22 protein-coding genes are annotated in these 21,948 nt (G+C 72.5%); 13 read left to right on the forward strand and 9 right to left on the reverse strand.

The genetic code is table 11. The annotated features are described in order from the left end of the window. Positions 1 to 14: 14 nt before the first annotated feature. The 5 genes from ETU37_RS15200 to pstB all read left to right on the forward strand — a co-directional run bounded on the left by ETU37_RS15200 (position 15) and on the right by pstB (position 5,199). Positions 15 to 881 carry an NUDIX hydrolase gene (locus tag ETU37_RS15200; RefSeq protein WP_129988202.1) on the forward strand — a complete coding sequence of 289 codons (867 nt, stop codon included), beginning with the start codon at positions 15 to 17 and terminating at the stop codon, positions 879 to 881. Between the two features lie 243 nt (positions 882 to 1,124). Further along, a complete protein-coding gene (gene pstS / locus ETU37_RS15205; protein WP_206053965.1) occupies positions 1,125 to 2,249 on the forward strand; it encodes a phosphate ABC transporter substrate-binding protein PstS in 1,125 nt (374 codons plus the stop codon). A gap of 108 nt (positions 2,250 to 2,357) precedes the next feature. Beyond that, positions 2,358 to 3,299, forward strand: a complete 942-nt coding sequence (pstC, locus tag ETU37_RS15210; protein WP_129988203.1) for a phosphate ABC transporter permease subunit PstC — start codon at positions 2,358 to 2,360, stop codon at positions 3,297 to 3,299. Continuing rightward, the gene (gene pstA / locus ETU37_RS15215; protein WP_129988204.1) at positions 3,296 to 4,393 is read left to right on the forward strand and encodes a phosphate ABC transporter permease PstA; all 1,098 of its coding nucleotides are present in this window, start codon (positions 3,296 to 3,298) and stop codon (positions 4,391 to 4,393) included. Before pstC ends, pstA begins: the two co-directional genes overlap by 4 nt. 26 nt (positions 4,394 to 4,419) lie before the next feature. After that, positions 4,420 to 5,199 carry a phosphate ABC transporter ATP-binding protein PstB gene (pstB, locus tag ETU37_RS15220; RefSeq protein ID WP_129988205.1) on the forward strand — a complete coding sequence of 260 codons (780 nt, stop codon included), beginning with the start codon at positions 4,420 to 4,422 and terminating at the stop codon, positions 5,197 to 5,199. Positions 5,200 to 5,310: 111 nt separating this feature from the next. Here pstB and ETU37_RS15225 read toward each other — a convergent pair whose 3' ends face one another. The 4 genes from ETU37_RS15225 to ETU37_RS15240 form a co-directional block, all read right to left on the reverse strand. Next, positions 5,311 to 6,312: an inorganic phosphate transporter gene (locus ETU37_RS15225; protein WP_129988206.1), complete on the reverse strand. Its 1,002-nt coding sequence runs from the start codon at positions 6,310 to 6,312 to the stop codon at positions 5,311 to 5,313. 3 nt (positions 6,313 to 6,315) lie between these two features. Further along, positions 6,316 to 6,933, reverse strand: a complete 618-nt coding sequence (locus ETU37_RS15230) for a DUF47 domain-containing protein (protein WP_240755759.1) — start codon at positions 6,931 to 6,933, stop codon at positions 6,316 to 6,318. A 139-nt stretch (positions 6,934 to 7,072) separates the two neighbouring features. Further along, positions 7,073 to 7,252, reverse strand: coding sequence for a hypothetical protein (locus ETU37_RS15235; RefSeq protein ID WP_129988207.1), 180 nt, complete (start codon positions 7,250 to 7,252; stop codon positions 7,073 to 7,075). A gap of 188 nt (positions 7,253 to 7,440) precedes the next feature. After that, positions 7,441 to 7,644 carry a cold-shock protein gene (locus tag ETU37_RS15240; RefSeq protein WP_056863399.1) on the reverse strand — a complete coding sequence of 68 codons (204 nt, stop codon included), beginning with the start codon at positions 7,642 to 7,644 and terminating at the stop codon, positions 7,441 to 7,443. Positions 7,645 to 7,951: 307 nt separating this feature from the next. Between ETU37_RS15240 and ETU37_RS15245 the strand changes: the two genes are divergently transcribed. Continuing rightward, a complete protein-coding gene (locus ETU37_RS15245; protein WP_129988208.1) occupies positions 7,952 to 8,485 on the forward strand; it encodes an AMIN-like domain-containing (lipo)protein in 534 nt (177 codons plus the stop codon). Positions 8,486 to 8,512: 27 nt separating this feature from the next. On the opposite strand, the gene ETU37_RS15250 is transcribed toward ETU37_RS15245, so the two are convergent. Beyond that, entirely contained in the window at positions 8,513 to 9,802 is a 1,290-nt protein-coding gene (locus ETU37_RS15250; RefSeq protein ID WP_129988209.1) for a DUF1501 domain-containing protein, read from the reverse strand. Between the two features lie 20 nt (positions 9,803 to 9,822). Then, positions 9,823 to 11,310, reverse strand: coding sequence for a DUF1800 domain-containing protein (locus ETU37_RS15255; RefSeq protein WP_129988210.1), 1,488 nt, complete (start codon positions 11,308 to 11,310; stop codon positions 9,823 to 9,825). Positions 11,311 to 11,514: 204 nt separating this feature from the next. Here ETU37_RS15255 and ETU37_RS15260 point away from each other — a divergent pair, with 204 nt between their 5' ends. From ETU37_RS15260 to ETU37_RS15285, 6 genes are all read left to right on the forward strand, one after another. Then, the gene (locus ETU37_RS15260; RefSeq protein WP_129988211.1) at positions 11,515 to 12,273 is read left to right on the forward strand and encodes a hypothetical protein; all 759 of its coding nucleotides are present in this window, start codon (positions 11,515 to 11,517) and stop codon (positions 12,271 to 12,273) included. 248 nt (positions 12,274 to 12,521) lie between these two features. Continuing rightward, entirely contained in the window at positions 12,522 to 13,505 is a 984-nt protein-coding gene (locus tag ETU37_RS15265) for an aminoglycoside phosphotransferase family protein (protein WP_129988212.1), read from the forward strand. Between the two features lie 155 nt (positions 13,506 to 13,660). Then, the gene (locus tag ETU37_RS15270; protein WP_129988213.1) at positions 13,661 to 14,077 is read left to right on the forward strand and encodes a hypothetical protein; all 417 of its coding nucleotides are present in this window, start codon (positions 13,661 to 13,663) and stop codon (positions 14,075 to 14,077) included. A gap of 72 nt (positions 14,078 to 14,149) precedes the next feature. Then, a complete protein-coding gene (locus tag ETU37_RS15275; protein ID WP_129988214.1) occupies positions 14,150 to 14,521 on the forward strand; it encodes a hypothetical protein in 372 nt (123 codons plus the stop codon). After that, complete coding sequence (locus ETU37_RS15280) at positions 14,518 to 15,132, forward strand: hypothetical protein (RefSeq protein WP_129988215.1); 615 nt, start codon at positions 14,518 to 14,520, stop codon at positions 15,130 to 15,132. The genes ETU37_RS15275 and ETU37_RS15280 overlap by 4 nt, the downstream gene beginning before the upstream one ends. A gap of 1 nt (position 15,133) precedes the next feature. Then, positions 15,134 to 15,643: a roadblock/LC7 domain-containing protein gene (locus tag ETU37_RS15285; protein WP_129988216.1), complete on the forward strand. Its 510-nt coding sequence runs from the start codon at positions 15,134 to 15,136 to the stop codon at positions 15,641 to 15,643. On the opposite strand, the gene ETU37_RS15290 is transcribed toward ETU37_RS15285, so the two are convergent. From ETU37_RS15290 to ETU37_RS15300, 3 genes are all read right to left on the reverse strand, one after another. After that, positions 15,627 to 16,733: a glycoside hydrolase family 43 protein gene (locus tag ETU37_RS15290; RefSeq protein ID WP_129988217.1), complete on the reverse strand. Its 1,107-nt coding sequence runs from the start codon at positions 16,731 to 16,733 to the stop codon at positions 15,627 to 15,629. The two genes, ETU37_RS15285 and ETU37_RS15290, sit on opposite strands and share 17 nt — an antisense overlap. A gap of 24 nt (positions 16,734 to 16,757) precedes the next feature. Then, entirely contained in the window at positions 16,758 to 18,734 is a 1,977-nt protein-coding gene (locus ETU37_RS15295) for an Ig-like domain-containing protein (protein ID WP_129988218.1), read from the reverse strand. A 111-nt stretch (positions 18,735 to 18,845) separates the two neighbouring features. Then, positions 18,846 to 19,097: a hypothetical protein gene (locus ETU37_RS15300; protein WP_129988219.1), complete on the reverse strand. Its 252-nt coding sequence runs from the start codon at positions 19,095 to 19,097 to the stop codon at positions 18,846 to 18,848. A 103-nt stretch (positions 19,098 to 19,200) separates the two neighbouring features. Between ETU37_RS15300 and ETU37_RS15305 the strand changes: the two genes are divergently transcribed. Beyond that, positions 19,201 to 21,885 (forward strand): winged helix-turn-helix domain-containing protein, encoded by a 2,685-nt coding sequence (locus ETU37_RS15305; protein WP_129988220.1) that lies wholly within the window; start codon positions 19,201 to 19,203, stop codon positions 21,883 to 21,885. Positions 21,886 to 21,948: the final 63 nt, after the last annotated feature.

Genomic DNA, 21,948 nt, shown 5'->3' on the forward strand with positions numbered 1-21,948 from the left:
GTGACACTACTGCCGTGGAAGAGCCCGAGATCATCGCGGCCGGCGCTGTGGTCTCCCGCAAGGGACCGCAGGTGCTGCTGATCCACCGACCCAAGTACGACGACTGGTCGTTCCCCAAGGGCAAGCTCGACCCCGGCGAGCACCTGGTGGCCTGCGCGGTGCGCGAGGTCGCCGAGGAGACCGGCCTCGACGTCCGGCTGGGCCCGCCGCTTGCGCACCTCGACTACAACGTCGGCAACGGCACCCTGAAGAGCAAGCGCGTGCACTACTGGGCCGGCCGCGTCGTGGGCGACCCGGACGTGTCGGGCTACGTGCCCAACGCGGAGGTCGACGACGTCCGCTGGGTCGACCTCGACAAGGCCCGGCAGCAGCTGACCCAGCAGCACGACAAGGACCTCCTCGACGCGTTCGCCGACGTGCGCAGGCGGTCCACCCCGCTGGTCGTGCTGCGGCACGCCAGCGCCCTGTCCCGCAAGGACTTCACCGGCGACGACGACCGCGACCGGCCGCTCGACGAGCAGGGCACCGTCGAGTCCCACCACCTCGTCCCCCTGCTCGCGGCGTACGGCGTCCGGCGCATCCTGTCCTCGAGCTCGCGGCGCTGCTGGACCACGGTGGCGCCCTACGCGCACGTCGCGGGCATCGACCTGAAGGTCACGCACACGCTCGCCGAGGAGGACGCGACGGCGGGCGGCGTGGGGGCCGTCGTCCAGGACCTCCTCACCGACAGGACGCCGACCGTGCTGTGCTCGCACCGGCCGGTGCTGCCGATGGTCTGGGACGCCCTGGGCGTCCCCGGGACCAAGCTGGAGCCGGGCGAGATGCTCGTCGTGCACCACCGCCGCGGCGCCGTCGTCGCGGTCGAGCAGCACGCGCTCTGACGCCCACGAGCGCGTCGCCAGCACCCCCCTCGGCACGCGTGTTTCCGCAGGTCAGCGCGGTCTGTCACGAGCCGACACTCCGGTGTTCACGTGACCGCCGTCTCACGTCCCGCACGAGGTCGCACAAACGGCGGTCAGCGTTCACCCCCCGTTAACCCAGCCCCGAAGGTCGCTTCACCTCGGCTCCCTAACTTCGGCGACGTACTGACCAATGTGTCTCGGAGAAGATCACAGGAGATCGAAGTGAACATCACTTCCCTTCGCCGTCCGGCGGCCATGGGGGCCGCCCTGGTTCTCGGGTTCGGCCTGACCGCGTGCGGCGCGGCCAACGAGGCGACCGGCGACGGCGGCACCGGCAGCGGTGACAACGGCCAGTCGAGCAGCCTGTCCGGCACCCTCAACGGTGGCGGCGCCAGCTCGCAGGAGGCCGCTCAGGGCGCCTGGCGGGCCGGGTTCCAGCAGGCCAACCCCGAGGTGACCGTCAACTACGACCCGATCGGTTCGGGCGGCGGCCGCGAGCAGTTCATCTCCGGCGGCTTCCCGTTCGCCGGCTCGGACTCGTACCTCACCAACGACGAGGGCGAGCTCGACGGCGCCACGGAGCGTTGCGACGGCCAGGCGCCGATCGAGGTGCCCAACTACGTCTCGCCGATCGCCGTCATCTACAACCTCGACGGTGTCGACGACCTGCAGCTGAGCCCCGACACGCTGGCGGGCATCTTCGCCGGCGACATCACCACGTGGGACGACCCGGCCATCGCCGAGGACAACCCCGACGCCGACCTGCCGGCCGAGGACATCAACCCGGTCCACCGCTCCGACGAGTCGGGGACCACCGGCAACTTCACCAACTACCTCTCCACGGTCGCGGGCGACGCCTGGACCCACGGCGAGGTCGAGACGTGGCCGATCAAGGGCGGCGAGGGCGCCAGCGGCACCTCCGGCGTCGTGGCCGCGGTGACCAACGGCGCGAACTCCATCGGGTACGCCGACGCGAGCCAGGCCGGCGACCTGGGCAAGGCCGCCATCGGCGTCGGCGACGGCTTCGAGCTGCCGACCCCGGAGGCCGCGGCCAAGATCCTCGAGGTCTCGCCCGAGTCGGACACCGCGACCGACACCGAGCTCGTCTACGACCTCGACTACACGACCGAGGAGGCGGGCGTCTACCCGATCGTCCTGAGCTCCTACCTGATCGCCTGCCCGTCGTACTCCGACAAGGCCGAGGGCGACCTGGTCAAGGGCTACCTGAGCTACATCGTGAGTGAGGACGGCCAGCAGGCCGCCGCCGACAACGCCGGCTCGGCGCCGCTCCCGGCGAGCATCGCCGAGAAGGCACAGGCGATCGTCGACGGGATCACCGTCGGCTGACGCCGACCGGACCTCGGGTCCGCGTCGCGCAGCCGGGGGTTGCGCGGCGCGGACCCGCCCATGCGGGGCACCACCCGCTGAAGCAGTCGAAGAACGAGAGGGAGTCACGTGACAGTGACCGAGGCGGCACCGAAGCCGCCGGCACCGGTACGACGCACGGGGGACGTCGTCTTCTCGGGTCTGGCCCGGGCGGCCGGGATCACCATCCTGGTCGCCCTGGCCGGCGTTGCCGTGTTCCTGACCATCGAGGGGTTCCCGGCCGTCACGGCCCCCGCGTCAGCGATGGGCGGCAAGAGCGGCATCGTGCTGTACGTGTGGCCGCTGCTGTTCGGCACGCTGCTGGCGGCCCTCCTGGCGATGATCATCGCCACCCCGCTCGCGATCGGCGTCGCGCTGGTCATCTCGCACTTCGCCCCGCGCAAGCTGTCGCGCACGCTGGGGTACCTGATCGACCTGCTCGCCGCCGTACCGTCGGTCGTCTACGGCCTGTGGGGGATCAACTTCCTCGCCCCGCGGATGGTCGGCCTCTACGAGTGGCTCGAGGAGAACCTGGGGTTCCTGCCGTTCTTCACCGGCCCGGCCTCGTCGACCGGCCGCACGATCCTCACCGCGTCGCTCGTGCTCGCGGTGATGGCGCTGCCGATCATCACGGCGATCACCCGCGAGATCTTCGCCCAGACCCCGGTCCTCCACCAGGAGGCGGCGCTGGCCCTGGGCGCGACCCGCTGGGAGATGATCCGGATGACGGTCTTCCCCTACGGCCGCTCCGGCATGGTGTCCGCGACGATGCTCGGCCTCGGCCGGGCGCTCGGCGAGACGATGGCGGTCGCGATGGTGCTGAGCGCGACCGGCGTCATCTCGTTCAACCTGATCTCCAGCACGAACCCCTCGACGATCGCCGCGAACATCGCCCTGCAGTTCGGTGAGGCGTCCGGCCTGAAGGTCAACGTCCTGATCTTCAGCGGCCTGGTGCTGTTCGTCGTCACCTTCATCGTCAACTTCCTCGGCCGGGCCATCGCCGGCCGCGGCTACAAGGGGGAGAGCCGATGAGCACGCCCACCCCGACGACCGAGCGCGAGACCCTCAGCTCGCGCCCTGGCGGCCGGCACGACCTGCCGCTGACGCACCCGACCCTGCCGCGCTTCGCCCCCGCCCTCGTCGGCGTGATGGCCGTCGCGGCCGCCTTGCTCGTCGGGCTGCTGCTCGGCTGGGGCCTCGCCCTCATGACGCTCCTCGCGGTCCTGGTGTACGCCGTCGCCCTGCCCCTCTGGGCGCGGATCGTCGAGGGCACCCGCGCCGCGAAGGACCGGCTGGTCACCACGCTGGTGTGGTCGGCCTTCGTGCTCGCGATGCTGCCGCTGGTCACGCTGATGTTCGAGGTGATCAGCAAGGGCGCGAAGATGCTCACCGCGCAGTTCTTCACCTACTCGATGCGCAACGTCATCGGCGAGGGCGGCGGCATCTACCACGCGATCATGGGCACCCTGCTCATCACGCTGTTCGCGGCCCTGATCTCCGTGCCGGTCGGCATCATGGCGGCCGTCTACCTGGTCGAGTACGGCCAGGGGAAGCGGATGGCCCGGGTCATCACGTTCCTCGTGGACGTCATGACCGGCATCCCCTCGATCGTCGCCGGCCTGTTCGCCTACGCGCTGTTCGTGATCTTCTTCGGCCCCGGTGTGCGGATGGGCTTCGGCGGCTCGATCGCCCTGTCGGTGCTGATGATCCCGATCGTGGTCCGGTCGGCCGAGGAGATGCTCAAGCTCGTCCCCGACGAGCTCCGCGAGGCGTCGTACGCCCTCGGGGTGCCGAAGTGGCGCACCGTCGTCAAGGTCGTGCTCCCCACCTCGCTGGCCGGCATCGTCACCGGCGTCATGCTCGCCGTCGCCCGGGTGGCCGGCGAGACCGCGCCGCTGCTGATCATCGCCGGCGACACCGACTCGGTGAACTTCAACGTGTTCTCCGAGCGGATGGCGACGCTGCCGGTGTTCATCTACTACTCGTTCACCCAGCCCGGCGTACCGCCGGAGTTCGGGGAGGACCGCGCCTGGGGCGCCGCGCTGGTGCTGATCGTCATCGTGATGTCGCTCAACCTCGTGGCGCGCGCCGTCAGCAAGCTCTTCTCCCCCAAGACCGGTCGCTGAACCCGACCCACGAAGGAACAGACACCATGGCCAAGAGCATCGACGTCTCCGACCTCGACATCTACTACGGCGACTTCCTCGCCGTCGAGGGCGTGAGCATGACCATCCGTGCCCGCTCCGTCACCGCGCTGATCGGCCCGTCCGGCTGCGGCAAGTCGACGTTCCTGCGGTCGCTGAACCGGATGCACGAGGTGATCCCCGGCGCCCGCGTCGACGGCAAGATCGTGATCGACGGGCAGAACATGTACGACGCCGACGTCGACCCCGTGCAGGTCCGGCGCAGCGTCGGCATGGTCTTCCAGCGGCCGAACCCGTTCCCGACGATGTCGATCTACGAGAACGTCCTGGCCGGCAACCGCCTCAACAGCAAGCGGATGCCGAAGTCGGAGGCCGACTCGATCGTCGAGAAGTCGCTGAAGGGCGCGAACCTCTGGGAGGAGGTCAAGAACCGGCTCAACAAGCCCGGCTCCTCCCTCTCCGGCGGTCAGCAGCAGCGGCTCTGCATCGCCCGCGCGATCGCCGTCGAGCCGCAGGTGCTGCTCATGGACGAGCCCTGCTCCGCGCTCGACCCGATCTCGACCTCGGCGATCGAGGACCTGATCCACGACCTCAAGAGCGACTACACGATCGTGATCGTCACCCACAACATGCAGCAGGCCGCGCGGGTCTCGGAGGACACCGGCTTCTTCAACCTCGCCGGCGCCGGCAAGCCGGGCCGCCTGGTCGAGATGAACCCGACCAGCAAGATCTTCTCGAACCCGGACGAGCCGAGCACCGAGGCCTACATCAGCGGCCGCTTCGGATAGGTCCTACGCGCTTATCCACAGCGCATCCCACGCAATCCTGTCGCGTCCGGGCCGAAACTTCGGCCCGGACGCGCTGGTTTACCAGCAGATGGTGGTATCCCGACGCGGCGATCAGGGCAGCTGGAACACCAGGTGCAGGATCCAGTACACGACGGCGGCGACGAGGCCGGCGGCGGGGAAGGTCAGCACCCAGGCGGTGACGATCGAGCGGGCGACGCCCCAGCGCACGGCGGAGACGCGCTTGGTGGCCCCGGCGCCCATGACGGCCGAGGTGATCGTGTGCGTGGTGGAGATCGGCGCGGAGAACACGAAGGCGGTCGTGTAGAGCACGCCGGCCGCGATCGTCTCCGACGCGAAGCCGCGGGCCGGGTCGAGGTGGATGATCCGGCGGCCGAGGGTGCGCATGATGCGCCAGCCGCCGGAGTAGGTGCCGAGCGAGATCGCGGCAGCGGCGGAGAAGATCACCCAGATCGGCAGCGGGTCGTCGGCGGTGACGAAGCCGCCTGTGAGCAGCGCCAGGAAGATCACGCCCATCGTCTTCTGGGCGTCCTGCAGGCCGTGGCCGAGCGCCATCGCGGCCGCGGAGAACGTCTGCGCGAACCGGAAGCCGCGGTTGACCTTGTGCGGGTTGCGCTTCCGGAAGATCCAGAGGATCGCCAGCATCAGCGCGAACGCCGCCGCGAAGCCGAACAGCGGCGAGGCCACCATCGGGATGACGACCTTGTCCAGGATGACCGGCCACTTCACCACCGACCCGGACGCGAGGGCGGCGCCGACGAGACCACCGATCAGGGCGTGGGAGGAGGACGAAGGCAGGCCGAAGTACCAGGTGATCAGGTTCCACGTGATGGCGCCGATCAGGCCGGCCATCACCACGACGAGGCCGTGCGGCCCCTGTTCGGGACTGATCACGTCACCGACCGTGTGGGCGACCTCCTGGCCGAGGAACGCGCCGACGAAGTTCATCACCGCCGCCATCAGTAGGGCGACCCGTGGCGTCAGCGCACGCGTCGACACCGAGGTGGCGATGGCGTTCGCAGCGTCGTGGAAACCGTTGGTGTAGTCGAAGACGAGGGCAACGACGACGACCGCGATGACGATCGCGAACTCCACAGGTCAGGACTCCTTGACCGCGATCTGCTCGACGATGTTGGCGACGGTCTCGAACGCGTCGATCGCCGCCTCCAGCGAGTCGACGATGTCCTTGAGCTTGAGCACCTCGAGCGCTTCGTACTTGCCGCTGAAGAGCTTGGCGAGGATCCGGCGGTAGCTCTTGTCGCCGGCGTTCTCGAGGCGGTTGATCTCGATCCAGAACTCCTCGAGGTCCTTCATGGTGCGCAGCCGCGGCATCGCGTCGGCGGTCAGCTCGGCGCAGCGCTGGAGGACCTCGACCTGGTTGGCGAGCTCGCTGGGGAGCCGCTCGACCTCGTAGAGCAGGACCAGATCGACGGCCTCCTCCATGAAGTCCATGACGTCGTCGAGGCCGGACGCGAGGGAGTAGATGTCCTCGCGGTCGAACGGCGTGACGAACGTGGTGTTCACGCGCCGGATCACGTTGTGGGTCGACTCGTCCGCCTGGTGCTCGGCGTCGCGCATGCGCTGGGCGATGTCCTCACGGGCGGCGCCTTCGGCGAGCATCTCGGCCAGCAGCGCAGCACCGTTGACGAGGTGCGAGGCGGATTCGGCGAAGAGGTCGTAGAAGGACGTGTCTGCAGGGCGGAAGCGCAAGGCCACAGCGAACTCCTGGTGAACGGAACAGAACCGTGGGACATGCTAGGTGCAGTGCGGCGAATCCGGTCAACCCGGACCCCTGTCGGCGCGGTGCGCAGGCTCAACGAGGCGCGCAGGTGTGGCGCAGGTCGCGCCCGCGGCGTCAGAAGTCGCGGACCTGTTGGCTCGGGATGGTGGGTGGTTCGATCCCGAGAAGACGGTCGACCTCGTCCTGGTCGAGGGGCGCATCGGCCTCGCTCGCGGCGATGATCAGGTTCGTCGTCAACTCGACCTCGGCGAGCAGCTCCGCGTCCTCCAGCGGGACGTTCAGCTGGTCATCCACGACACCGCTCCCTCCAGGTCTCATGACGACTGTGATTCTCCTGTCAACGAAGAGACGCGGCTCCCGACACGCTCATTGTCGCCGACCGGCTGACGCCTACCCATAGTCATTTGGGACAAAACCAAAGGACCCCGACGGGTAGCCCGTCGGGGTCCTGGTGAGTCTGCGTCGGCCGTACGGCCGAGAGGTCAGACCGGGCGAACGTTCTCCGCCTGCGGGCCCTTGGGGCCCTGGGTGACGTCGAACTCGACCTTCTGGTTCTCATCGAGGGACTTGTAGCCCTGCGTCTGGATCGCCGAGTAGTGCACGAAGACGTCGTCGCCGCCGTCCTCCTGCGCGATGAAGCCGAAACCCTTCTCGGCGTTGAACCACTTAACGGTGCCCTGAGCCATGCTCTGTTACTCCTACTGATGGGGCTTGGAACCGCCACTTCGGCGGCCCCGCAGCAGGTGCGGTGAAACGCCGTGCCCCCTCAAGCGGTGACTCAAGAGACAACGTCGCCGGATCACAAAAACTCCGCGGACGACGACACTTCTGGATGAAGGTGTTGCTAGACCAGTGGAACTTTGCACCTGCTGTGCAGGAGACCCTACCAATGACGGGGCCCTCGTGCCGAGTGCAGATTCGATGCGCGTCTCAAACAGTGGGTGAACCGGATCCCTGCCTGCGGCGTCCACCTGGTGACGAGAGGAGATCCCCGTGAGGGAGAGGCAGAGGGTACGTCGGGGCGCGGTGGTCCTGGTCGCCGTCGCCGCCCTGCTCGGCACCGCCGTCGCGCCGGCGGCAGCGCTGCCCGACTGGCGCACCGGCCCGGCCCGCTGGGACAACCCGGGCGACGTCCGCGGGATGCCGAAGGTCGTCGACCTGCGCTGGGCGGCGCACGACGGCTTCGACCGGGTGGTCGTGGTGCTGCGCGGCGCCCGTCCCGACCTGCTGACGATGCGGCCGGAGGAGCTGACCTACGACCCGAGCGGCAAGCCGGTGCCGCTGAAGGGGAAGCACCTGATGTACCTGATCCTCCGGCCGGCGGCGACGTACACGAACGACGGCAGGAGCCTCTACGAGGGTCGCCGCCTGGTGCGCCCCGGCTTCGAGTCGCTGCGCGGGATCGCGCTCACCAGCTCGTTCGAGGGCGACACCCTGTTCGGGTTCACCTCGCGGACGGCGGCCTACCGGGTGTTCACACTGACGAGCCCGAGCCGCGTCGTCGTCGACTTCCGGCACCCGCGCTGAGGTCTCGCCAGGCTCGACCGGCCGTCGCTAGAGCATGACCCCGATCGGGCGGTAGGCCAGCCCGGGGAACACCGAGGTCGGTGACCGGTCGGGGAACCGTCGGGCGACGACCTCGCCCAGCACGTTGCGGTAGTCGGTGGTGACCTGGAGGTCGCCGTCCACGAGCTTGTCGGTGCCCAGACCGGGCCAGCTGCCGTGGTAGCCGCCGCGGACGCCGCCGCCCATCAGCAGCATCATGTTGCCCCAGCCGTGGTCGAGACCGTTGTTGCCGTTCTGGGTGACCCGGCGGCCGAACTCGCTGATCGTCACGACGGTCACCCGCGACCGGGTCGGGCCGAGGTCGCGGAGGAACGCGTCGACCGCGCCGGCGAAGCCGCGCAGCATGCTCTGCATCCGGCCGGAGTCGAGGACGCCGTAGTCGGCGTGCATGTCCCAGGTGCCGTAGTCGACCGACACCACCTCGGTGCCGACGTCGGCCTTGATCAGCCGGGCGGTGTCGCGGAGCGCGGCGGCGAGGCCGGCGGCCGGGTAGACCTTGGGGTAGGCGCTGTCGGCGCGGTACGGCGTCTCGACCACGGCGCGCAGGTCGTCGGCGGTTCGCAGCGCGGCCCGGGTCGCGTCGCCGAGGGCGCCGGGCGCGTGCTTCCAGGTGGTGCGCAGCTGGCGGCGGCGGCGCGAGAGGAAGTCACCGTCGGCGCCGGCGAGCGACACGTCGGCGAGGCTCTCGGCGGTCAGCGACAGCGCGTCGCCGACGAGCGCGGTCGGGGTGACCGGGTCGCCGAGCCCCACGGCGTCGTACGGCTCGGAGCCGCCGCCGAGGCCGACCATCCGGTTGACCCAGCCGCGCCGGACGGTGGAGGTCGGGTCGGCGTCCTCGATCTCCTCCATCGCCCGGAAGTGCGAGCGGTTGGGCACCTCCATGCCGACCGCGTGCACGGCCGCGAGCTCGCCGGTGGCGAGCAGCCACTCGAGCGGGCGCAGCGCGGGGTGCAGGCCGAACATCGCGTCGGCGCCGAAGAGCGACGCGGCCGGGACCCCGATGGTCGGACGCGCGGCGTAGTAGGCCGGGTCGCCGTGAGGTACGACGACCCCCATCCCGTCCACGCCGCCGCGGAGGCTGATCACCACCAGCACGTTGTTGCCGACCGCGCGGCGGGAGGGCGCGGCGAACGAGACCTGCCGGAAGGCGTCGCCGAAGACGGAGGTCGTGACGGCTGCGCCGGTCGCGGCGGCCAGGCCGGCGAGCACCCGGCGCCGGGACGGGCCGGCGGCCCGCTCGAACTCCTCGCAGCAGCTCGCGGTCGTTTCGGGGTCCATCGTCGAGTCCTCGTGTCTCGTCATCGCGTCATGTGGGCGGGCGAGTCGAGCAGGACGGCGGCGACGCGGACGAAGTCGCCGCGCGCGAGCGGGTGCCGCTTGTCGACCACCTCGTCGGGCTTGTAGCCGGTGGCTTGGCAGACCGCCTTGAGCTGCGTCTTGGTGGACCGGCGGCCGAGCAGGGTGCGCGACAGGTGGTCGACGTACCGGTCGAGGCGCACCTGTTTCGCGGGCAGCCAGCGCTGGGGCTTGCGGTAGTGCACGTCGCGGGCGGGGTGGCCGCCGGAGGCGAGGTCCCAGTGCATCCGGAACGAGCTGAGCATCCGGGCCGCCGACGCCCAGTCGGCGTTGCGCTCGGGGGCGCCGTCGGGTCGCGGCCACTGGAAGAGCGGCAGCCCGCGGTGCTGGTGGGTGATCTGGTGGGCGAAGGCCCTGCCGCTCGTCGGCTTGGTCGCCCGGACCTGGAGGGCGCGGGCGGTGGCGACGAGGTCGTCGACGGGGGTGCGGTACTTCTGCCCGGCCGAGGCCTGGAACTCCGGGCTCGCGACGAGGTGCCGCAGCATCGCGCGGATGTCGGTGCCGCCGGCCAGGTAGACGCCGGCGAGCCGGTCGACGAGCGCGGCGCTCGGGTAGTCGCCGACGAACCGGATCACCAGCTTGGTCGCGATCGTGCGCGCGGTGGCCGGGTGGTTCGCCAGGTAGCGGAGGTAGTCGATCGTGAGCTGCCGGCCGTCCTCGGCGGCGTTGGCGTGGCCGAAGCCGAGCACCTGCACGGGGCCGGTGGTGTGCTGGCGCGGGTTGTAGCGCTGCTCCCAGGTGCCGCGGAAGTCGATCCGCCAGCCGCTCAGGACCACCGCGGAGTCGAGCACCATCTGCTCGGTGTAGCCGGAGGCGCGGCCGACGGTGTGCAGCTCGAGCAGCTCGCGGCCGTGGTTCTCGTTGGGGGCGCCGCGCACCGAGCGGAAGTTGTCGAGGTAGGTGAGCATCGCCGGGTGCAGCGTGCACGCGACGAGCAGGTCCTCGAACCGGCCGAGCGCGTGCTGCCGCACGGTCTGGTCGTAGCCGACCCGGTTGACCCACGCCGTGCCGCCGACGGCGCCGACGTGGAGGTGGTTGGACCAGAAGTCGACCATCGTCTCCAGCACCTGCCGGTTGCTGTGGATGCGGCGCAGCATCGTCCACGACGACAGCCGGTCGGCGTACCCGTAGCCGACCTTGCTCCGGGTGAACTTCACCGCCGGGGTCTCCCACAGCTCGGGGAACCAGCCGTCGATCCAGCCGACCCGCGGGTGCTCGGGCACGCCCGCCGGCTCGAGCTGCCGCTCGAACCAGGCCGTCGGGCCGCCGGCCGCCTGCATCTGCGCCCAGGTCGCCGTCGACCAGCCGCAGCCGAGGCGGTTCATCAGGTGCAGGGCGTACGGCGTCGGCACCTTGGTGGCGCGGTACGGGTTGACGACGTACCGCCGCCGGCGGCGGGCGCCGGTGCGCACCGGCTGCGTGACCGTCATGAGCGGCTCCCCCGAGGGCTCGTCCCGCCCACCCACGGCGCGGGTCGGTGCGGTGCCAGCACTGTAGCCGCGCGGAACCTTTGCCGAGGGGTTTGCCGCTCAGAGCCCGAGTTGGGGTGATTTGGGCGGTAGGCTGCTCGGGAGCGAGCCGCCCTGGTGGGGACCTTTCGGTGGCCGCGACACCTCGAACCGAGGGGTGACGTCATGAGGACGCCGGCGTTCCCGGCTGGGGCACGTCGCAACGGCCTGGCGGTCGTCGCTGCCCTGGCGGTGGCCGCGGTCGCCGTCGGTGTCGCGGCGATCTCCTTCCCGCCCGCCCCGTCCGGCGACGGCGGTCCGGCCGCGACGATGACGTCCGGGTCCGAGCCGTCGACCGGCGCGTCGGTGCTCGAGGTCGACCACGGTCCCGGCGACGACCCGGACGCGGTGGCGGACTGCGCCGGCGACGGCTTCGCCGACGACCCCGCCGGCGTCGAGGTGCTGTACGACGTGGTGCAGGAGGCGCCCGACGGCACGACGCCCGTGCTCGCCCTGCGCAACGACGCCGGCGAGCTGCGGCTGTGCGACATGACCGGCCCCGACGCGCCGGCGGTGCTGCCGCTCCCCCAGTCCGACGCGGCCACGCCGGTCGTCGAGCTGACCAGCGGCGACCGGGTCTGGGACTGCGACGAGACCGTGCTCGCGGGCTTCCGCGCCACCACGTGGCTGAGCACCGAGCCCGCGGTCGCCGAGGTGGCGCAGCGGTTCGTCGTCGACGGCACCCCGGGGCCCCGGTTCAGCAGCACGCCCGTCGGGGGCGTGGCGCACCTCCAGGTCTGGCTCGGCCCGCAGGTCGAGGACGCCCGGATCCACCTCGAGCAGCGTGCGCTGCAGGCGGACGGCAGCCCGGTCGACTCGCCCTGGGCGGGCTCGCAACGGGTGGCCGGCTGCACGGGCACCGACGGCGAGGTGCAGATCGGCTGACGCCCGACGGGAGCGACCCTCCGGCATCCCCCGAGCCGAAGGGCCGCTCTCGCTCCGGGGCAGGTCCGCGTCCGTCGCACCGGCGGCACCGGGACCGCACCGGACCCTGGACCGGCACGGGCGGCGTCGACCGTGAGGACGGACACCTGCTCCTGTTCTGGTTGTCGGCGCTCCGTGCCGGAGCCTTGAGCGCTCCCACGGGTGAAACCTCGTTGCCGCGGGGCCGCCGCGTGGGGAGGATGCGAAGCGTGCCCGTCGACCTGTGGAGCAGCACCGCCTTCCACGAGGAGGCCCGCGCCTGGGTGCAGGAGCAGGCGCGCCCGCTCGGCATCCGGCTGACCGGCGCCTGGGAGCAGCCGCACAACCGGCCGTGGTCCAGCGCGATGTCGTTCGAGTCAGACGCCGGACGGCTGTGGTTCAAGGTCAACGGCCCGGGCATCCGGTTCGAGGCCGCCCTGGTCGACCTGCTCGGCAAGGTCGTGCCCGACCTGGTGCCGGAGGTGCTCGCCGCCGACCACGAGCGCGCATGGTCGCTGACCCGGGACGCCGGGCCGACGCTGCGCTCGGTCGCGCCGCCCGAGGAGCTGTGGGCGTGGTGGGAGGGCATCGTCGTCCGGTACGCCGAGGCCCAGCTCGTGCTCGCCGACCACCGCGACGCAATGCTGGCGGCCGGCGTGTCCGAGGCCTCGCCCGCCACCCTGCCGGCCCAGACCCGGGCGCTCGTCGAGGAGCTCGCCGCCCGGACCCCCGACGACGGCGGGCTCACCCGCGAGGAGGTCGCGGGCCTCGAAGCGCTGCTGCCGGAGTACGACGCGTGGTGCGCGGCGCTCGCCGCGTCCGGCGTACCGGACTCGGCGCAGCACGACGACCTGCACTCCTCCAACATCTGCTGGACCGGCGCGGTCGAGACCGCCCGGGTCATCGACTGGGGCGACACCAGCGTCGGCTCCCCGATCGCGACCATGCTCTGCACGATGAACTCGCTGGCGTTCCACGCCGGGTGCGAGGTCGACGACCCGCGGGTGCTGCGGGTCCGGGACGCCTACCTCGAGCCGTTCACGGCGTACGCCGACCGGGCGGAGCTCGTCGAGCTGGTCACGCTCGCCCGACGTACCGGCGCGGTGACGCGCGCGATGAGCTACCAGCACGCGTTCCACGGCGAGCCGCGGTCGGCTGAGGCCGAGATGGACTGGCCGGTGCGCGGCTGGCTGCTCGAGCTGCACGAGCTCTGAACCCGTCTGGACCAGCCCACGCCGGGAGGCGCCGTGCAGGAGGTCCGGTTCGTGAGATCTGCGCCGCATCGGGTGTTCGCCCACCCGCGTCGGGGTAGGTATGCCGACGAGCGCTGCTCGCCAGATGAGTTCGTTCGCAGTCCCCGGGAGCGCCCATGCCGTCCTTGACCCAGTCCGCACCTCTGGGCCCGTTCGACGTCGAGTCGTCCGCCAGTGTCTTCCGCCGCCTCCTGCTCCGGGTCGCCGTCGTGCTGGGCCTGGCCAGCAGCCTCCTCGTGTGGAGCCTGCTCCCGATGCTGGGCTGCCTGGTGTTCATCGTCTCGTTCGCGATGCTCACCGTCGCCGCGTCGCTGCGCAACCACCGCGGCCCCCAGGCGCTCAGGGCCGGTCTCGCCACCGCGCGGGTCAGCGTCAAGGTGATCGCCGCCGTCGCGATCGTGGACCTCTCCGGCTTCACCGGCGTCCTGCTCGTCGCGTTCTGCGTCGCGCTCTCCGACGAGGCCCGGGCGTTCCTCGCCCGCCACGCCCGGCAGGCGGTGCGGCGGCTGCACGGCGTGCACGCGCGGCGCTGAGCGCGGCCGCTCTCAAGTTCGACCACCCGGAATCCGACATTCCAGACGAACTGCAGTCGTCGAAGGTGGTCGATGTCGAACCTGCCCGCCCTGCTCAAGGACGCCCTGACGATCGAGGGCGCCCTGGGTGTGGCCCTGGTCGACGCCGCGACCGGGCTACCGCTCGGCGCGGCTGACGAGGGCACCGGGCTCGCGGTCGAGGTCGCCGCCGCCGGCGGCACCGACGTGGTGCGGGCGATGCGTCGCACGCTCGACGGCCTGCGGCTCGGTGACGGCGAAGGGATCGAGGACCTCCTCGTCACGACCACGACGCAGCTGCACCTGCTGCGCGTCGTGTCCGGCCACCCCGGACTGTTCTTCTGCCTGGTGCTCGACCGGGACCGCGCCACCTTGGGTATGGCGCGGTTCCGGCTTGCCACGATCGAGAAGGAGCTCGTCCTGTGAGCGCTCCCGTGCACACCGCCCCCATCCCGCTGACCCCCGTGGTCGGCTCCCGCGCGCAGCAGCAGGTCGCGTTCGTCGGCCCGTTCGGGGTCGGCAAGACCACCGCGGTCTTCACGCTGTGCGGCGACTCCGTGGCGAGCACCGACGTGAAGAGCTCGCTGGTGAAGGCCCGGGCCGGCCGGCACGTGAAGCCCACGACCACGGTGGGCCTGGAGATGGGCGAGTGGACCACCCCGGACGGCCGCACCGTCTCCGTCGTCGGCACACCCGGGCAGGAGCGCTTCGACCTGGTACGGCGGTCGGCGATGCCGCGCAGCGCCGGGGTGGTGCTGTGGCTGTTCGGCGACCACGAGCACGCCGGGCTCGACGCGGAGCTCTGGCTCGACTTCATCGCGGCCGAGGTGACGCTGGACAAGATCACCGTCGCCCTCACCCGGCTCGACGGCCAGGATCTCGACGCGGAGCTGGACGCGTTCCGGCAGATCGTCGACCGGTTCTCCCCCGCCATCCCGCTGGTGGCCGCCGACCCGCGCGACCAGGGCGACGTGCAGGCCGTCGTGCTGGCGGCGCTGCGCGGCCCTGCCCTGCAGGTCGTCGAGCAGGCCGGCTGACGTGACAGCCGGCCCGTGGACTGACGCGCTGGCCGTCGACGCCGCCGACGCCGACCGCTCGACGTTCGAGCTCGGTGCCGACGAGGCGCGGGCGTGGCACGACATCACCGACCGGACCGGTGCCCTGCTGGTGCCGGTGCTCGAGCGGCTGGCCGGGGCCCTCCCCTCGGTGACCGGGGTCATGGTCGCGACCGCCGACGGCTTCAACCTGTGCGCGCTCGGCCTGGCCGCCGACCGCGTCGAGCGGGTCTGCGCGATGACCAGCGCGCTGTTCTCGATGGCGACGACGGCGATGCCCGACGACGAACCCGGAGAGGCGGACCTGCTGACGATCGGCAGCGACGAGGCCTGCACCGTCGTGCTGGCCCTGCCCGGGCTCAGCCTCGGCGCCGCCATCCTCTGCGTGAGCGCCCGGCACGAGACGCTCGGCTCGCTGGTCTACCGGGCGCGTGCCGCGGCGGCCGAGATCACCGCGCTCGGTCTCGAGGGCGCCGTCAGTACCGCTTGGTGACCTCGAGGGTGCCGTCGCCGCGCACCTTCAGGGTGGCGACGTACATCCGGCGCTGGTTGCAGCCACCCGCGGCGTACCGGCACGTCGCGGCGTCCTGGTAGCCGACCCGGCCGGAGCGCCAGGCGGAGTACGCCAGCCGCAGCCGCCCCGTGTGGTCGACGAACGGCGTCTGCGCCCCGGGCCCGGCGACGTACCCGTCGGCCTCGATCAACGGGGTGGACCGCACGCGGGTGCACGGGCCGAGCGGCGTCCTGCAGCGGGCGTAGCCGATCGCGTACTTCGCGGTGGAGTACCGGTTGCCGGAGTAGAAGAGGAAGATCCGGCCGCCGACCGCGATCGGCGAGGGCGCCTCGATGACGTTGCCCTCCCAGCTGTCCGCGGTCGCGAGGAGCACCGTGGGCTTCGTGCCCGGGGCGAACGCCAGGCCGTCCGGGGTCATCTCCTGGGCGACCACCTCGGTCGGCTTGCTGCCCGGGACCCCGGCGTTCTTCCAGACCAGGTAGACCCGGCCCCGGTGCCGCAGCCAGGCCGGGTCGATGCTGCCCATCGGGTCCGACGAGCAGTACAGCGGCCCGCTGCTGGTGTCGACGAACGGGCCCGTCGGCAGCGAGGACGTCGCCAGGGAGAGGCAGTGCCGGTTGCTGCCGGCCGTGGTCTGCACGGCGTAGGCGTCGACGTACAGGCCGCCGAGCTTCGCGACCGCGGGCGCCCAGACGCCGGGCTTGCCGTTCGGCGGCAGCTTCGCGGCCCAGGCGGCCGGCGTCGGCATGGCGTCGTTGTAGCCGACCCAGCCGCTGTAGCCCGACTCGAGCGGCCACGCGGCCCGCGCGTTCCACGTGACGAGGTCGGTGGAGGTCATCAGGGGCAGGTTGTTGCCGTCGAGGTTGGTGGCGTAGGCGAAGTGCGTCGAGCCCTCGCGGATGATCGACGGCGCGCCGAACTCGCCGGCGTACGGCAGCCCGGCCCAGAAGCGGTCCGAGCCGGGTGCGGCCGAGGCCGGGGCGACCGGTCCGGCGACGCCCGCCAGGGCGGCGATCGCGGACACCACCATCACTGCCAGGCCTGCGGCCCGGGTCCTGCTGACGTGCACCTGCGAAGCTCCCCCGACAACGGCTCAGACGATCGTGCTCTCCTCCGAGCTATCGGCAGGTGCGGGGACGACCGGAGGAATTGCGGGCCCGGATCCGGCGGGCGGCGGTCCGGGGTGCTCCGGTGCGAGCGGCCGCTCGGCCTCGTGCGCGGCGAGCGCCCGCTCGGCCGCGGCGACGACGTCGTCGCGGGTGCCCGCCTGGTCGGAGGCGGCCAGGGCGATGCAGAGGCGCGTGTGGGCAGGGTCGCCGTACGTCACGCCCGACCAGGTCTTGCGGCTGCTCACCTTCATCATCGTGCGGTCGGCGCCCATGTGCTCCATCTCCTCCAGCTGCGCCAGCGCCCACTCGCGCCGCTTGTAGCCGGAGAACACGACCCGGTCGCTGGTCACCGTCACGTCGCCGTCGTCGACGACCGTCACGTGGCTGCTGCCCTGGCGCTGCCGGACCTCGACCATCGAGCCGGGCACGGTGCAGTAGACCTGCTCCCACGCGCGGAGCTTGAAGGCCGTGAAGCCGGTCGGCCGGATGCCGCGGTCGAGCCGGGCGCGCTGCAGCAGGTCGGCGAGGTGCGTCCGGCGCTCGTCCCAGACCTTCCGGTCCTGCTCGTGCAGGAGGGCGGCGTGCTCGTAGTCGACGAGCCGGTCGTGGTACGCCGCCGCGTCCTCCGCCCGGCGGCGGGCGGTCTCGTCACGCTCACGCTCGCCGGCCGCGGCGGCCTCGCGCATCGCCTCGCGCTCGCGGCGGGCGGCGACCTTCTCGCGCTGGGCGGAGACGATCAGGCTGAGCAGACCCAGCCCGATGATCAGCACGAGCACCGAGCCGGCACCGGCGACCACGTCGCCCGCGCTGATCGGCGTCGCGTCGACCTCGGTCGGGAGGTCGCGGGTCGTCGTGTTGCCCGCCGGATCGGTCGCGGTGACCGAGGCGGTGTATCCGCCCTCCTCGAGCCCGGTCGCCTCGACCCGGCGCGGACCGTCCCCGGCGGCGAAGGAGCCGTCGGCGACCGTGTCGCCGGTGCCGTCCCGCAGCTGCCACGTGACGTCGCTGCCGGGCTCGGCCGCGATCCGGGCGGCCCAGGCCTCCTGGCCGCCGAGGTCCTCGACGGCCAGCGGGGGTGCCGCGGTGTCGACGGTGAACGGGGCGAGGCGGGTGACGCCGCGCCGGCCGGAGTCGTCGGTCAGCCGGACCCGGGCGCCGGGGTGGGCGCCGTCGGCGAGCTCGAACGAGGCGCGGGCGGTGCCGTCGTCACCGAGCACGACCCGGCGGGAGCCGGCCCGGGGAACCGTCACGACCGCCCGCGCACCGGGCGTGCCGGTGACCGCGACGGTCTGGTTGGCGTCGCCGGGCTCGCTGGTCAGCGCGGCACGGACCTTCAGCCGCGGCACCGCGACCAGCACGGTGCGGTCGACGAACCGCTGGTTGCCGGCCTCGTCGGTCAGCCCGACGGAGAGCACGTGGCTGCCGTCGGCGAGCGCCGCCGTCACGTCGAGGGCCCCGCCGGGGCTGGTGCCGTCGGCGACGGGAAGGCCGTCGACGGTGACGGAGTACGACGTGCCGGGGTCGGTGGTCAGCGAGAGCCGGGTGCGCGCGTCGGCCGGCGTCGCGCGGGCGACCCGGACGCGCTTCACGACCGGCGGGGTCGCGTCGGCCTCGACCCGCACCGTCGTCGGCCGGCTGGCGACGCCGGAGTAGTCCGTCGCGCTGACGTCGTAGCGGTGCCTGCCGGTCGGCGCGGTCAGCTCGATCCACTGCACGCCGCCACCGGCGTAGGCCGTGGCGACGACCGTCTCGCCGTCGTGCACCTGCACGGTGGTGCCGGCTGCGGCGCTCACCGGGATGCGGACGAGGCCGGCCGGCCCGGTCTCGGGCACGCCGACCTTCGGGCTCGCCGGCAACGTCGGCACGTCGGCCGCGTACGCCGTACCTGCGCCGGCGAGGGCGGTTCCCACCACCACGATCGCCAGCCCTGCCGCTGCCTGCCCCCAGGCACGAACGGGCATCCTCGAGCTCCCCAACTACATCGTCCTACCCCACGTCCGCCACCCGAGTGACCCGGTCGACGCTAGTCGCCGTGAGGGCGGCCGTCGGGGATATCCCGACGTGTCGCGGTGTCAGGCTGCGGGGTTGTCCGGATGCTGATCGTCGAGGACCTCGACGTACAGGAATCCGTACTGCGCGCGGGCGTAGCGGGTCGCGGCCGGGACGTCCTGGAACGTGACCGCGTGCGACGACGGGGTGGGCGCGTCGCAGTCGCTGGGGTGCAGGACCACGGCCCAGCCGCCGTCGGGGGCGCGCAGGATCGTGCAGATGGGTACGGCGTGGGCGCTCGGCGCTCCGGCCAGGACGACGGTGCGGCTGGTCATGGGTCCTCCTCCCGAGGAACGGGTGCACGAGGTGTTCGTGCTGGAGGGACCATCGGCTTGCCTTCTCCGGACCTGACCCGTCCGCCGTACCTATGCTGCGGGCGTGCCGACCACGGTGCTCGCCACCAAGCTGATCGCTCCGTCGCCCCGACGGAGGCTGGTGGCACGCCCACGGCTGCTGCGGCTGCTCGACGCGACGATCGAGCCGGGCCACCGGCTGACCTTGGTCTCGGCGCCGGCCGGGTTCGGCAAGACCACCGCGGTGTCCGAATGGTGCGCGCGGCTGGCCCCGGCCGGGGACGAGGCCGCCCCGGCGTCCGTCGCCTGGGTGTCGATGGACGAGGGCGACAACCAGGCCGGACGGCTGCTGGCGTACGTGCTGGCCGCGCTGGCGCGAGCGGGCCTGCCGGTCGACCCGGCCGAGGGCGACCCGGACGTCGCCGCGGTCCTGCCGGCGCTGGTCAACGACGCCGCGCAGGCCTGTGCCACCGACCCCGAGCACGCGTGGGTGCTGGTGCTCGACGACTACCACGCCGTCACCGACCCCGGGACGCACGAGGCCGTCGCCTTCCTGCTCGAGCACCTGCCGCCGCAGGTCCACCTGCTGCTGACCACCCGGGCCGACCCGCCGCTGCCGCTCGCCCGGCTGCGCAGCCGCGGCCAGCTGGCCGAGGTGCGCGCGGCGGACCTGCGGTTCAGCCCGGACGAGGCGCAGCAGTTCCTCAGCGACGTGATGGACGTCGACCTCGACGCCGCCGCGGTGACCGCCCTCGACCGCCGGACCGAGGGCTGGGCGGCGGGGCTGCAGCTGGCGGGTCTGTCGCTGCGCGACCTTGCCGACGCGTCCGCGCAGGAGGCGTTCGTCGCGGACTTCGCCGGCAGCAACCGGTTCGTCCTGGACTACCTCGCCGACGAGGTCCTCGCGCGGCAGCCTCCCGAGGTCCGAGCGTTCCTGCTGCGCACGTCGGTGCTGCAGGCGCTGACCGGCGACCTGTGCGACGCGGTCACCGGCCAGGCCGGCGGTGCGGCGACCCTCGAGCAGCTCGAGCGCGGCAACGTCTTCGTGGTGCCGCTCGACCCGGCCCGGAGCTGGTACCGCTACCACCACCTCTTCGCCGACGTCCTGCGCGGGCGGCTGCTCGCGGAGCACCCCGACGAGGTGCCGCGCCTGCACCTGCGGGCGAGCGACTGGTACGACGCGCACGGGCACGTCGAGGAGGCGGTCCGCCACGCTCAGGACGCCGGCGACCACGAGCGGGCGGGACGGCTGATGGAGGCCGGCCTGGGCGACGTCCGCCGGGCGCGTCGCGACGACCTGCTGCTGGCGTGGCTGGGGTCGCTGCCGGACGCCGTGGTGCGGCACAGCCCGGTGCTCAGCGTGGCCGCGGCCTGGGCGCAGATGATGCACGGCGACCTCGACGCGGCCGAGGCCCTGCTCGACGTCGCCGACGCGCTGCTGCGGGCCGGGCGCGCCGATCCGGCGCTGCGTGCGACCTGGCCGGACACCGAGGACCTGCGGACGATCGGCGGCGCGATCGAGCTGTACCGGGCGTCCGTCGCGCAGGCACGCGGGGACGTCGACGGCACGCTGCGGCACGCGCGAGCCGCGCTGGACGCCGCCGGCCCCGAGGACCACTTCATCCGCGGCGGCGGCGCCGGGTACCTCGGGCTGGGCCTCTGGGCCGCGGGCGACGTCCGCCAGGGCCTCGAGACGTTCGGCCTCGCGGTCGAGAGCCTGCACGCAGCGGGCAACCTGGTCGACGAGCTCGACGCGACGATCGAGCTGGCCGACATGTGGCTCTCCGCGGGACGTCCCGGGCGGGCTCGCGCTCTCTACGACGACGCGCTCCGGTCCGCGACCTCCGGCGGCCCGCCGTACCCGCGGGCGACGGCGGACCTGCACGTCGGGCTCGCGGGGCTGGACCTCGAGGCCGACGACCTCGCGGCCGCCGAGGCGCACCTCGAGGCCGCCCGGGTGCTGGCCGAGCGAGCGGCGATCACCGAGAACAAGTGGCGCTGGTACGCCGTGTCCGCACGGCTGCGCTCGGCCGTCGGCGACCACGTGGCCGCGCTCGACCTGCTCGACGAGGCCCGGGCGCGCTACCGGCCGGGCTTCTACCCCGACCTCCGGCCGCTCCTGTCGCAGAAGGCCCGGGTCCAGCTCGCCGCCGGCGACCTCGCGGCCGCGGAGGCCTGGGCCGTCACGGCGGCCGTCGACACGGCCGCCGAGCCGACGTACCTCCACGAGCACGCCGAGCTCACCCTCGCCCGGGTCGCGCTGGCGCGGCGCGCGGACGACCGGGCGCAGTGGCCGTCACGGCTGGCGCTCCTCGAGGCGGCCGCCGCGGAGGGGGGCCGGGCCGACAGCGTGCTGGAGATCCGCGTCGTCCGCGCCCTCGCCGAGCTGGCGCTCGGCACGCCGGACGACGCCCGCGGCACCCTCACCCTCGCGCTGGCCGAAGCCCCCGAGCCGGACGCCTACGCCCGGCTGTTCCTCGACGAGGACCCCGCCCTCGTCGCTCTGGTCCCGGCGCTCGCCGCGCGGCTGCACGGGGAGCGACCGACCTCCGCACCGGCGCTCCTCCAGGGTCTCCCGGACCCGCTCAGCGAGCGCGAGCTCGACGTGCTGCGGCGGCTGGCCGGCGAGCAGACCGGACCCGAGCTGGCCCGCGAGCTGTACATCTCGCTGAACACGCTGCGCACGCACACCAAGCGGATCTTCACCAAGCTCGACGTGAGCACCCGGGCGGCGGCCGTCCGACGCGGCCGGGAGCTCGGCCTCCTCTGACCCGGCCGGGCCGCGGCTCACCACCGGGAATCACATCATGTGGTGACGCCCGGCCCCGGTCGC

Origin of the sequence: Nocardioides iriomotensis (assembly GCF_004168035.1) — a bacterium.
In the GTDB taxonomy this organism is placed as follows: Bacteria; Actinomycetota; Actinomycetes; order Propionibacteriales; family Nocardioidaceae; genus Nocardioides_B; species Nocardioides_B iriomotensis.